General features: G+C 36.5%; 9 protein-coding genes and 1 other RNA gene. All 10 read right to left on the reverse strand.

The window, feature by feature from the left end:
* Window positions 1-9 precede the first annotated feature (9 nt).
* The 10 genes from QWY87_RS16630 to QWY87_RS16675 all read right to left on the reverse strand — a co-directional run bounded on the left by QWY87_RS16630 (window position 10) and on the right by QWY87_RS16675 (window position 13089).
* Window positions 10-393 carry a DoxX family protein gene (locus QWY87_RS16630; RefSeq protein ID WP_290293336.1) on the reverse strand — a complete coding sequence of 128 codons (384 nt, stop codon included), beginning with the start codon at window positions 391-393 and terminating at the stop codon, window positions 10-12.
* 177 nt (window positions 394-570) lie between these two features.
* Window positions 571-1254 carry a Crp/Fnr family transcriptional regulator gene (locus QWY87_RS16635; protein WP_290293337.1) on the reverse strand — a complete coding sequence of 228 codons (684 nt, stop codon included), beginning with the start codon at window positions 1252-1254 and terminating at the stop codon, window positions 571-573.
* Window positions 1255-1415: 161 nt separating this feature from the next.
* Entirely contained in the window at window positions 1416-3680 is a 2265-nt protein-coding gene (locus QWY87_RS16640) for an aconitate hydratase (protein WP_290293339.1), read from the reverse strand.
* Window positions 3681-3866: 186 nt separating this feature from the next.
* Window positions 3867-4194, reverse strand: an RNA gene (rnpB, locus tag QWY87_RS16645) — RNase P RNA component class A.
* A gap of 346 nt (window positions 4195-4540) precedes the next feature.
* Window positions 4541-5668, reverse strand: a complete 1128-nt coding sequence (gene dnaJ / locus QWY87_RS16650; RefSeq protein ID WP_290293340.1) for a molecular chaperone DnaJ — start codon at window positions 5666-5668, stop codon at window positions 4541-4543.
* 29 nt (window positions 5669-5697) lie between these two features.
* Window positions 5698-6276: a nucleotide exchange factor GrpE gene (locus tag QWY87_RS16655; protein WP_290293343.1), complete on the reverse strand. Its 579-nt coding sequence runs from the start codon at window positions 6274-6276 to the stop codon at window positions 5698-5700.
* A gap of 100 nt (window positions 6277-6376) precedes the next feature.
* Window positions 6377-7693, reverse strand: a complete 1317-nt coding sequence (murA, locus tag QWY87_RS16660) for a UDP-N-acetylglucosamine 1-carboxyvinyltransferase (protein ID WP_290293344.1) — start codon at window positions 7691-7693, stop codon at window positions 6377-6379.
* Window positions 7694-7714: 21 nt separating this feature from the next.
* A complete protein-coding gene (locus QWY87_RS16665; protein WP_290293346.1) occupies window positions 7715-8341 on the reverse strand; it encodes a DUF4290 domain-containing protein in 627 nt (208 codons plus the stop codon).
* An 82-nt stretch (window positions 8342-8423) separates the two neighbouring features.
* Window positions 8424-10754 (reverse strand): ATP-dependent helicase, encoded by a 2331-nt coding sequence (locus QWY87_RS16670; protein WP_290293742.1) that lies wholly within the window; start codon window positions 10752-10754, stop codon window positions 8424-8426.
* A gap of 118 nt (window positions 10755-10872) precedes the next feature.
* Complete coding sequence (locus QWY87_RS16675; protein WP_290293347.1) at window positions 10873-13089, reverse strand: OmpA family protein; 2217 nt, start codon at window positions 13087-13089, stop codon at window positions 10873-10875.
* Window positions 13090-13102 lie beyond the last annotated feature (13 nt).

Consider the following 13102-nt stretch of genomic DNA (forward strand, 5'->3'; position numbering starts at 1 on the left):
TCGATAGTGTTATTTTTTTAAACGAGGCAGCAGACTAAGTAATTTATCTTTTTGCATAAAAATTGTCACAAGACATAAAATAAAAACCAGTAGTGCCAATCCGAATAATAGTCCTCCATCATTCTGAACCTCAATTCCAAGAACAAAGATATGAGAAAAAATTGCACCTGTGATGACTCCTAAACCAAGAATAGCTCCGATTAATGAAGATTTTTTGAACAGTAATAATATGGCGATAATCAATTCGAGAATTCCAGAGCCTATTCTTCCGTAAGGTTCTATACCCAACTCGCTAAAAATATAAACACTTTCAGGAGCAGCCGTAAACTTAAAGTAAAGCGTTTGTAATAAAATTAAGGCGGCAACCACTGAACTAATCCTTTCTATTTTCATCTGTAGGTATTTAAAATTTTCATTTAGGTCGATGGAGTTTCAACAAACTTACATTAAAATAATAAATATTTTTATGAAATATAATAAACTGATATTAAGCACTTAAAGATTCATTAAGTACATAAAAACATTAAAAAAATAAATGCTTTGTTCGTATCTAAAAATGAATTGATTTACCTAAATGGAAGGTAATAAACTATCATGTAACAGGAGAATTTCATTACGTCTGAAGTCTATCACTTTATGCTCCTTCAGTTTATTCATTATCAGGTTCAAGGTAGGCCTGGATGTTCCGATTAAACTGGCTATGTCCTTTTGTGTATAAGGGTGCTTGATTTTCATCTTGCCTGTTTCCTCACAACAAAACCCATAATCTTCACACAACTCGGATAAAAATTCCCGTAATCTGGTTTCAGTATCTTTAAACATGAGAATCTGAAGACGACGTTCCAATCGTTGAATTCTAAAACTCATGAACTTGTATACTTTTAACGTAAACTTTTGGTTATCCCTCATTAAATCATGAAGAACTGGCACTGCAATAGGGCAAATACTTGTTGCATCGGAGATTGAAACTGCAAACTCGTTTCTCTTGTTCTCACTTAGAATTGCTTTTTCTCCAAATACTTCTCCTTTGGTCAAGATTGATTTAACCACCTCTCTTCCATCTTCAGTATAATATCCAATTTTCACCTTACCCTTATCAATCAGATACACTTTACGGGCTGCATCATCCTCAAAATAGATATAGTCTTTATTCTTATATAAATTATAGGAATGATCATCCTTATACCTGCCATACTTATGCGGACATAAAATTTTAAATAAGTTAATATTTTCCAGGTACCATATTCGGCTCATTACATCAATATTTTACAATTTGTCGTAAAACATTACGATAATTACAAGGATTTTGAAATTATCTTAATAATTAAGTAATATGGTAAATAAAAACATGGGAATAAAATAAAAAAAGCTCCAATTAAATTGGAGCTTTATACTTTATGTAAACAAATTATAGCTTATTGAGCATTTTGTTTTTTTATTAGATTCAAGGCTGAACCTTCTTCGTACCATTCAATCTGATTATCATTATATGTATGATTCAGCATGATGACATCTTTAGTTCCATTATCGTGAACAACTTCCAATGACAATTGTTTACCTGGAGTGAATTGATCAAGATCAGTAAAATTAAAAGTATCATTCTCCTGAATTAAATCATAATCCTTCTCGTTTGCAAAAGTCAAGCCTAACATGCCCTGCTTTTTCAAGTTTGTCTCGTGAATTCTGGCAAATGATTTTACGATCACTGCAGCTACACCAAGATGCCTTGGCTCCATTGCAGCGTGTTCTCTTGAAGATCCTTCTCCATAGTTATGATCTCCAACAACCACAGAATATACGCCGGCTGCCTTATAGGCTCTCGCCGTTGTAGGAACTGGTCCATACTCACCGGTCAATTGATTCTTTACAGAATTTGTTTCCTGCGTAAATGCGTTTACTGCTCCGATAAGCATATTCTCTGAAATATTATCCAAATGACCTCTAAACCTCAACCATGGACCAGCCATAGAAATATGGTCAGTAGTACATTTACCAAATGCTTTGATCAATAATTTTGCTCCTGAAATACTGTCTCCAATAGGTTCAAAAGGGGTTAATAACTGGAGTCTTTTTGAATCATCGTTCACAACAATATTAACTCCAGAACCGTCTTCCATTGGTGCTGCAAAACCTGGATCATCTACATCAAATCCTTTTGGAGGCAGTTCAAATCCAGTTGGTTCATCAAACTTTATTTGCTCTCCATCTTTATTTGTCAAGGTATCTGTCAAAGGATTAAAATCTAATTTACCTGATATTGCAATGGCAGCAACCATTTCAGGTGACCCTACAAAAGCGTGGGTGTTTGGATTCCCATCTGCTCTTTTTGAAAAGTTTCTATTAAAAGAATGTACAATCGTATTCTTTTTTTGCTTATCAGCATCTTTCCTTGCCCATTGCCCAATACAAGGTCCACATGCATTTGTGAATATTTTTGCGTCAAGATCTTCAAAAATCTGCAACAGCCCATCTCTTTCCGCGGTATATCTTACCTGCTCTGAGCCTGGATTGATTCCAAATTCTGCTTTTGAAACAATATTTTTATCTACTGCCTGTTTCGCGATAGAGGCAGCTCTTGAAAGATCTTCATAAGATGAGTTGGTACAAGAACCTATTAGTCCCCATTCAACATCAATAGGCCATTCGTTTTTCTTAGCCTTTTCACTCATTTCTCCTACCACAGTGGCAAGATCAGGCGTAAAAGGACCGTTTAAATGCGGCTTTAAAGTAGACAAGTCAATCTCTATAACCTGGTCAAAATATTGCTCTGGGTTTGCATATACTTCATCATCTCCTGTTAAATAAGGTGCAACCTTATTTGCAGCATCTGCTATTTCATCTCTCCCAGTTGCTCTAAGGTATCTTTCGATTGAAGCGTCATAACCAAAGGTTGATGTGGTTGCGCCAATTTCAGCACCCATATTACAAATCGTTCCTTTTCCTGTTGCTGAAAGCGATGTTGCTCCTTCTCCAAAATATTCAACTATAGCACCAGTTCCACCCTTAACTGTAAGGATTCCTGCTACTTTCAAAATAACATCCTTTGGTGCGGTCCATCCACTTAATTTTCCAGTCAATTTTACACCAATTAATTTAGGGAATTTTAATTCCCATGGCATATCCGCCATAACATCTACTGCGTCAGCACCACCAACTCCAATGGCTATCATTCCTAATCCTCCTGCATTAACAGTATGAGAATCAGTACCTATCATCATTCCTCCTGGAAATGCATAATTTTCAAGTACCACTTGATGTATGATCCCAGCTCCAGGTTTCCAAAAACCAATGCCGTATTTATTTGATACTGAAGCCAAAAAATTAAAGACCTCACTCGATGAATTCAGCGCTTCTTGCAAATCTTTATCAGCACCAATCTTAGCCTGGATTAAATGATCACAATGAACTGTTGTTGGCACAGCTACTTTCTTTTTCCCTGCCTGCATAAACTGCAACAGAGCCATTTGAGCAGTGGCGTCCTGACATGCTATTCTGTCTGGAGCAAAATCAACATAGTCTTCACCTCTTTTAAAGGATTCCTTCGGGAGGCCATCCCATAAATGATTGTATAATATTTTTTCAGATAAGGTAAGTGGTCTTCCAACCAGGCTTCTTGCGCTATCAACACGTTCAGCCATTCTCTCGTAAACCTTTTTTATCATATCAACATCAAATGCCATAATCTTAAATAAATTTATTCTGGTTAAAAATTTTTCGTCCCCAAAAATACAAAATATAAAGATGATTTTATAAAATATTCAATGAAAATAGCATCCTATTTATCAATCAATAATTACAGGGTCAAATCCTTGCAATTCATCAATTAAAGCCATGGAATTAAAGTGATTATTACGAAATCTTCAAAAGAAAAAAGTAAGCCAATAAGCCGGATTCTGTTATCCGTTAACTAACGGACTCCTATCATTTATCTGGGCTGCAAATTACTTTGCAACTCTAGCTGCTCACCCCTTGAAATCGAACGAGTAGTTCTCTCCCGACAAAATCGGATCTCCAATGTACATAGCATTGCACCGCATAGAGTTTACCTGGTTTCACTACAGCCGAACTGTACATACTTTCTGTTGCACTGGTCCTCTCCGTCAAAGACGGATGACGGATGTTATCCGCTATGCTACCCTATGGTGTCCGGACTTTCCTCCACGCTAAAAGCGCAGCGATAAGATGGCTTACTTTAATTTTTGCAAAAGTAGCTTATATCTGATTCAAAAAAAAATCCCACTCTTGTAAACAAAAGTGGGAAAATTGCTATGAAAAAGAATATTACTATTAAAAGTAATATAAATAAGACTGTAAAAATACAATATTTAGGATAATATCCTAATCTATTCGTTAATTTATTTTTAAAAAAATAATATACTCATATCAAAAAAAAACCCACTCTTAAAAGAGTGGGAAAATTGCTATGAAAAAGAAAAAGTTACTGAATTCTAAAATCCAGCAAAACAAATATAATGAAATTATTCCTAAAAAATTTCATTAATTGTAATTTCTTCCTTTTAATAAATTGATTATTGCGAAGTTATGAAAACATATCCTTTACCTTTTCAAAAAATGACTTTTCCGAAATTGATGGGTTTGGTATAAAATTTTCATGATTTTTCACACTTTCAAAAAATGCTTTTTGGTCTTTCGATAACTTTTTAGGTGTCCAAACATTAAGATGTACCAAAATATCTCCATTTCCGTATCGATCTAAACTGGGCAATCCTTTACCTCTCAAACGCAGAATTTTTCCGCTCTGTGTACCATCTTCTATTTTGATCCGAACTTTTCCTGTTAAGGTGTCAATTTCTTCACTGGTTCCTAAGGCTGCTTCAGCAAAACTAATATATAGGTCATAGTGAAGGTTCGTACCTTCTCTTTTTAGACGTTCGTGTTGTATTTCCTGAACCACAACAAGAATATCACCTGGGATGCCGTCTCCTGGAGCGTCATTCCCCTTGCCTGCAACCTTAAGCTGCACGCCATCTGTTACCCCTGGTGGAATCTCAATCTCAACAGTTTCTTCTTTTGTGATCAAACCATTCGCATCAGCTCCTTTAGGTCTGTGGTCTACCATCTTCCCAGATCCTTTACAAGTAGGACATGTTGTCGCAGTTTGCATTCTACCCAAAATAGTATTGGTCACTCTCATGACGCTTCCCTGACCATTACAAGCCGTACAAGTATTATAGGTAACACCTTCAGCTTTAACCTGACGTCTTACTTTTACCTTTTTGCTAACTCCATTTAATATGTCCTTCAGCTCAAGCTTAACACGAATTCTCAAGTTACTTCCTTTGACCCTTGCTTGTCTGGATCCACCGCCGAAACCGCCGCCAAATCCACCGCCACCACCAAAGTGACCGCCAAAAATATCTCCAAATTGACTGAAGATATCATCCATATTCATTCCGCCAAATCCTCCTCCTCCGGCACCTCCGTTCTCAAACGCAGCATGTCCAAATTGGTCGTATTTTGATTTTTTATCAGCGCTACTTAATATTTCATAAGCTTCTGCAGCTTCTTTAAATCTTTCTTCAGCGGCTTTGTCTCCCGGATTTTTATCTGGGTGATTTTGTACCGCCTTTTTACGATAGGCCTTTTTTATCTCATTAGCAGTAGCATTCTTGCCAACCCCTAATATTTCATAATAATCTTGCTTCACAAGTAATCGTTTTTAATTATTCAATACTATTAATTACCTAATACAACTTTAGGAAATCGAATTATCGTTTCTCCTAATTTATATCCCTTTTCAACGGTATCAATAATTTTCCCTTTTAGCTTTTTTGAAGGTGCAGGAATTTGAGTAATCGCTTCATGAATTTCAGCGTCAAATACATCTCCTTGTTTCACTTCCATTTCTTTCAAGCCTTTTTGGCTTAATGTATTCTTGAACTTGTTATATATCAACTGAGTTCCTTCCAATAGGGCTTCATCTGAAGATTTCCCTATTTCTTTTAACCCTCTTTCAAAATCGTCCAAGATTGGCAAAAGAGCTGTCATAAGTTCCTTATTGGCTGTACTGAACAATTCTATTCTCTCTCGTGATGTACGCTTCTTATAATTCTCAAACTCAGCAAAGAGTCTTAAGAAATTATCCTTTTCTTTACGTACCTCAAGTTCAAGAGCTTCTGTTTCAGACACAACCGGCTCACTATCAGACCCTACATCTTCATTATTTCCAGCTTCTCCAGCTACATTTTCGTTTTCAACTTCCTGATTTGGAATGTCTTTTTCCATTTCCTGTTCTTTATGTTCTTGATTGCTCATTTTAATTCAGTTTTATCCTCTTACACCTTGGTACGCAAATTACTTGCCAAGTGTTTAATTGTGTCATATTGTCACAAAAAATTAATTGTAAAATTTTAGTCTAGAATGTGTTTTCGATTCTTTCGATCTTAGCGCCCAATAATCTCAATCGTTCGTCAATATTTTCATAACCGCGATCAATCTGATCAATATTATGAATAATACTTGTTCCTTTCGCTGACAAGGCAGCAATAAGTAATGAAATTCCAGCCCTTATATCTGGTGAGCTCATTGTAGTTGCCTTTAAACTAGATTCATGGTTCATACCGATTACAGTTGCACGATGCGGATCACACAAGATCACTTTTGCTCCCATATCAATCAGTTTATCTACAAAAAACAACCTGCTTTCAAACATTTTCTGATGAATTAGTACACTCCCTTTAGCTTGCGTTGCAACAACCAAAACAATGCTTAATAAGTCTGGCGTAAAACCAGGCCAAGGTGCATCAGACACTGTCATAATTGAACCATCCAAATAACCCTGGATCTCATAACTGTCTTGAGCCGGAATAAAAATATCATCATTCACTTTCTGAAGATCAATACCTAATTTTCTAAATACATTTGGTATTTGGCCAAGGTCTTTCCAACTCACATCTTTAATAGTCAACTCAGAACGTGTCATGGCTGCCATTCCAATCCAGCTTCCTATTTCAATCATATCAGGTAAGACACGATGCTCACAACCACCAAGTTCGTTTACGCCTTGAATGATCAACCTGTTAGATCCAATACCAGATATTTCGGCACCCATACTAACAAGCATTTTACACAATTGCTGTATATAGGGTTCACAAGCGGCGTTATAAATTATTGTTTCTCCTTTCGCTAAAACGGCCGCCATTAAAATATTAGCAGTTCCTGTTACAGAAGCTTCATCTAAAAGCATTTCCGTTCCATGAAGTTGCTCAGCTTCTACACCATAGAAATACTCTTCTCTATTGTATCTGAAATTTGCACCAAGTTTGATGAATCCTTCAAAGTGTGTATCCAATCTTCTCCTGCCTATCTTATCTCCACCTGGTCTTGGAATATAACCTTTCCCAAATCTGGTAAGCAAAGGACCTACAATCATTATTGAACCTCTTAAAGAACTTCCATCCTTTTTAAACTGAAGAGATTCGAGGTATTTAAGATTTATTTCATCAGCCTGAAAGGTATAAGTATTTCGATCTAACTTCTCAACCTTCACGCCTAGTTCGCCAAGAATATAGATTAGTTTATTTACATCTCTAATGTCAGGGATATTACTTATGGTAACTTTAGATGCAGTTAATAGCGTTGCGCAAACAATCTGAAGTGCCTCATTTTTAGCACCTTGAGGAGTTATTTCACCTTGTAAACGATGTCCTCCTTCAATTTTAAATATTGACATTAGCCGAAATTATTTTTGTAATTATCTTTTTCTATAATTCTTTTTACCTTGTTTTTGATTGCTTTTCTGGTAGTTTTTTGCTGGCTTTTTTCTCAACAAATCTTTTGAATCTGAAAGTGTTTCTTTATCATTAAGAACCAACTCCCCACCTGATAATTCACTCAAATGACTAAAGATAACCTCATCGTCAACCGTATCTTTGTTCCAGTTTAAATAACACTTTTTCATGTGATTGGCAATGGTAAAAACCAACGCATCCTTCATCTCTCCATCATCCCATGAAAGTGCCGTATCGATCATGGTTTGGATATTATTCCCATAAAATCTGTATTTAGAAGCAGATTTAGGATAGTCCATCTTATCTGGTTTTGCCTGTAACACTTCTTTTTCAGGTTTAGGATAAGGAGTTTCAACGTCTAATTCATAATTAGACATGATAAACAATTGATCCCATAATTTATGTTGAAAGTCTGGCACGTCTCTTAAATGAGGTTGCATATTTCCCATCACATTCACAATGGCCTTAGCCATCGTATTTCTCACTTCTATATCTTCCAGATTGATGCAATGATTTACCAATTTTTGAATATGTCTGCCATATTCTGGAATGATTAAATGCTCTCTGTCAGAATTATATTCTAAATCCATCCTTTCGGTTCTTTAATTCAAGTATTAATTAATTTTTAACTAGCTGCAAAGTAACAATTATTTTGATGACCTAGACAAGTAATTAGCCAATAATCTTCAACTTAGCAAATTGCAATAACAACTTCTTCGTGTCGCCAGATTGAAATCTAATTTCGGCCTTTTTACTTGTTCCTGCTCCCTCTACCGTGAGCACTTCTCCTTGACCAAATTTGGCATGTTCAACAACATTTCCTTGTACGAGGTTATTGTCAAATAAATTTTGAGATCCTCCCATATCACTAACCTTTTTAAGGTTCTTTGGAGGAGTCACTTTCACAGATTTCATAGGAGGTTTTTTGACATTCCTTTCTACAGTTCTGCTCACAGGTTTCTTAAACCTTATTTTTTGTTTATCAGGTGTTCCAAAAATGTCTTTATTAATAAAAACGTTAGGGGATTTCACTTCCTTCTTAGGCGTTATATAATCAACGAACTTATCATCTACTTCTTCTAAAAACCTGCTTGGTTCGCAATCTATCAGTTTTCCCCACCTATAACGCGATTGGGCATAAGATAGATAAACCTGCTTTTCTGCTCTGGTAAGTGCTACATAAAATAACCTTCTCTCCTCCTCGATCTCACTTCGGGTATTCATACTCATGGCTGACGGAAACAAGTTTTCTTCAAGCCCAACAATATAAACATAAGGAAATTCCAATCCTTTGGCAAGATGAATTGTCATCAAGGAAACTCTCGGGACATTGTCTTTTTCTTTGTCAAAATCTGTAGCAAGTGCAACATCTTCTAGAAAAAAGGCCAAGGAAGCATCTTCATCCTTTTCCTTTTGTTCTTCAATAAAATCTTTAACACCATTCATTAACTCCTGAACATTCTCTACCCTGCTAACCGCCTCAGGCGTACCTTCGGCTTCAATATCTCTGATCAACCGGGCTTTCTTCACAACCAATTCGACCATCTCAAAGGCATTCTTTGACTGTGACTCGATTTGAAAACTCCTGATCATATCTCTAAAATTCGTGAGTTTTGTTTTGATACCAGAATTGATTCCAACAGGCAAAGTTTCTAGTTGGCTCAATAACTCAAAAATAGTTATGTTATGCTCATTAGCGGCAATGACCAATCTATCAATAGTAGTCTGACCAATTCCTCTGGCAGGATAATTAACAACCCTTTTAAGCGCCTCTTCATCACTTGGATTAACCAACAATCTCAGATAAGCCAAGGTGTCTTTTATTTCCTTTCTTTGGTAAAATGACAGGCCTCCATAAATTCTATATTTGATATTTTTTTTTCGAAGCGCATCCTCAATAGCTCTTGATTGGGCATTGGTTCGATATAATACCGTAAAACTATCATTGGGTAACTGATGCTGCATTTTATTTTCAAAAATCGAACTCGCTACAAAACGCCCCTCATCTCCTTCTGAAAATGTGCGCATTACTTTAATAGGCTCTCCCTCTTGATTAGAGGTCCATATTTCTTTGTCTAATTTCGTTTTATTCTTGTCAATAACACTGTTTGCAGCTTGAACTATAGTACTCGATGACCTGTAATTTTGTTCCAGTTTAAAAATTTTGACATCATCATAATCTTTCTGAAAATTTAGAATGTTTTGGATATTAGCACCCCTAAACGCATAAATGCTTTGACTGTCATCACCTACCACGCAGATATTTTGAAACCTGTCAGCCAATGCTCTTACAATCAAGTACTGTGAATGATTCGTATCTTGGTACTCATCAACAAGTATATACTTGAATCTTTCCTGATACTTGGCAAGTACTTCTGGGAATCGGGTCAACAATTCATTGGTTCTCAATAATAAATCGTCAAAATCCATAGCTCCTGCCTTGAAACACCGGTCTACATATTCCTTATAAATCGACCCCATTTTAGGCCTTCCTGAAACTTTATCGGCTTCCATGACCTCAGGATTCTGATAATAGGCGCGAACAGTGATCAAGCTATTCTTAAACTGAGAGATCCTTCCAAGCACTTGCTTTGGCTTATACTTGTCTTTTTCTAGCTGTAATTCTTTAATTATGGAAGAAATTAAGCGAACAGAATCTTGTGTATCGTATATGGTGAAATTAGAAGGGTAACCTAATTTATCAGCCTCACTCCTAAGGATTCTGGCAAAAACACTGTGGAATGTGCCCATCCATAAATTTTTGGCCTCACTTGGCCCCACAACACTAGCGATTCTGGATTTCATTTCACGAGCAGCCTTATTCGTAAATGTCAGCGACAAAATATTAAAGGGATCAACTCCGTTTTGCATCAAATGTGCAATTCTATAGGTAAGAACTCTGGTTTTACCAGAGCCTGCACCTGCTATGATGATCATTGGTCCTTCTCTTTGAAGAACTGCTTCTTTTTGCGCCTCGTTTAATTCGTCCAGATAACTACTCACTATATCTACGGTTTTGTTCAAAAATACAATGGATATTGAACAAGAACAATAAAAGTTATTGACATTTTGTCAAAAAAAAACCGCTTCGAAAAGCGGTTTTTAAAAGATTAAAAATATTCTAATTATCTAGGAAAATCTCAACCCTTCTATTGGCCTGACGTCCTTTATTAGTATTGTTATCACCTATAGGTTTTGAAGAACCATAACCTTTAGCCTTAATGTTCTCAGCAGGAAAACCATTTTCAATTAGATAATCTCTTACAGCATCAGCTCTTTTTTGAGACAATTCTGTATTGATCTTATCGCTACCTGTACTGTCAGTATGACCTTCAACCACAAAATTCGATGTAGAATATTCGGCTAAAATCTTGTCAATACCTTCTAAACGAATTTGAGTTTCATCTGTAAAACTATTCGACCCGGTTGTGAAATAAATAGCTCTTGCTAAATCTGTAATTTCTTTTTGAACCTCAGCTGTCACTACAGGGCAACCAGAATTTTCAGCTCCACCCGCTACATTCGGACAATTATCCTGGTCATCAGGAACACCGTCACCATCAGTATCTATTACAGGACAACCTTTATTTTCAATAGGGCCTGCTTCATTTGGACATGCATCTTTAGAATCCATTACACCGTCTCCGTCTGTATCAGGACAACCGTTAAACTGCTCTAAACCTGCTTCATTAGGACACATATCTTCTTTATCAGGAAAACCATCTCCATCAGTATCAGGGCAGCCATTAAACTTCGCTAAACCTGCCTCATTCGGGCATTTATCTTCTGAATCTTGTATACCATCTCCGTCACTATCAGGACAGCCGTTGAATTGCTCAAGACCGGCTACTTCAGGACACATATCATCTTTGTCTTTTACGCCGTCACCATCTGTATCTTTACCTTTTAAATTCATATTAAATCCTAACATAAACATTTGAGTCGTCATGTCATAAGCAACTTCTGATCCAGGAATTTTCCCAAGCGGATTAAGTGTTGCATCCCATGGTCCATCAGGCATACCATCACCATTAAAATCAATTGCAGGAGTTGGGTTCAACAGGTTTCCACTTGTTTTACCATCGCTCATACCATAATGATATACAGCATCAATTCTGAAATTATCTGAAACTTCATAACTCAATCCAAATTGGAAGGCATGTGCAATAATAGCTGTTGCCGGAGTTGAAAAGAAAGCTAACTCATCCTGAATAGGATTAGAACTATATGTATAACCAAATCTTAATGGTAATTTTTTAATGGCTTTTAATTGAAGTCCAGCTGAAACAACTGACATGTTTTGCCATCCAAATCCATTAACTGCTCCAGTAGGTATTTCTTGTCTCAAAATTGGGTTCAATTGAGTTTCCCAACCAGAATCTGCAAATCCTTCTGTATTTTCATAATCCACATAGCGATAATCTAAAGCAAAATCAATAATTCCTTTAGAATAACCGATACCGATAGAGTAAATGGCAGGATAATTCATATTAAATAACACATTTGGTGCAGAAGAACCGTCCAGATACGTATTTTCAAAATCAAAATCACTAAAGTATTGCTTGCTCTTATAAGAAGCACCAATTTTAAATCCTTTTAAAGAATCATAGAACAAACCTATTTGCCCACCAAATCCAGTAGTTGAAGCTGATTCACTTAAAGGATAGCCCAAAGTTTGACTCGGTGCAGATAACGGGTTAGGTTCTAATAATAAAGAAGCATAATTAAAAGTGGGTTGTAAACCAATAGAGAATTTTTCAGAAAAACGATAAGCCCATGTAAACCCAACCTGTAATAACATGTATTCAGAATGCAAATTCCCAAAGCCCATCAAATTTTGAGGGTATAGGATAGCGTTTGAACTGTTTGGATCCCAATTGGGATTCGGATTACCATCAGCACCAACAGGCAAGTTGGTTTCTTGAGGGAAATCTACTCCAAAACCACTAATTCCAAATGCAGAAACACCAAAAGTATGTTTGGAGTCAGCTTTACCCCATGCAAAACTAATAGCCGGCATAGGCATAAATCCTAATTCAGATTTAGTCTCCCCATAAGTAGCTGGCGCTCCTTCACCTAACATTCCAGCTGGAAGCGATGATGATAATTCAGGAACACCTTCAAAAGCTCCAATATCAAATTTTAAAATAGACCCGTCAAAAACAGAAAGTGACGCAGGATTCCATTGCATGGCTCCACTAATATCAAGAGGCTGCCCTGTTGCAGCACCCCCCATTGACATGTTTACCGCACCTACGCCTTGCATGAGGTGTCCGGTTTGAGCCATGGCCATACTGCTCAATAGTATTAAAAATAGTTTAATTGCTTTGTGTATCATAATGATTAAATTT

The sequence above is a fragment of the Lutimonas halocynthiae genome (assembly GCF_030409835.1).
In the GTDB taxonomy this organism is placed as follows: domain Bacteria; phylum Bacteroidota; class Bacteroidia; order Flavobacteriales; family Flavobacteriaceae; genus Lutimonas; species Lutimonas halocynthiae.

Excerpts from the sequence above, each read along its gene's own strand:
- murA (WP_290293344.1), bottom strand. The coding sequence starts at position 7,693 with ATGTCAATATTTAAAATTGAAGGAGGACATCGTTTACAAGGTGAAATA.
- QWY87_RS16675 (WP_290293347.1), bottom strand. The coding sequence starts at position 13,089 with ATGATACACAAAGCAATTAAACTATTTTTAATACTATTGAGCAGTATG.
- QWY87_RS16635 (WP_290293337.1), bottom strand. The coding sequence starts at position 1,254 with ATGAGCCGAATATGGTACCTGGAAAATATTAACTTATTTAAAATTTTA.
- QWY87_RS16630 (WP_290293336.1), bottom strand. The coding sequence starts at position 393 with ATGAAAATAGAAAGGATTAGTTCAGTGGTTGCCGCCTTAATTTTATTA.
- QWY87_RS16655 (WP_290293343.1), bottom strand. The coding sequence starts at position 6,276 with ATGAGCAATCAAGAACATAAAGAACAGGAAATGGAAAAAGACATTCCA.
- QWY87_RS16665 (WP_290293346.1), bottom strand. The coding sequence starts at position 8,341 with ATGGATTTAGAATATAATTCTGACAGAGAGCATTTAATCATTCCAGAA.
- QWY87_RS16640 (WP_290293339.1), bottom strand. The coding sequence starts at position 3,680 with ATGGCATTTGATGTTGATATGATAAAAAAGGTTTACGAGAGAATGGCT.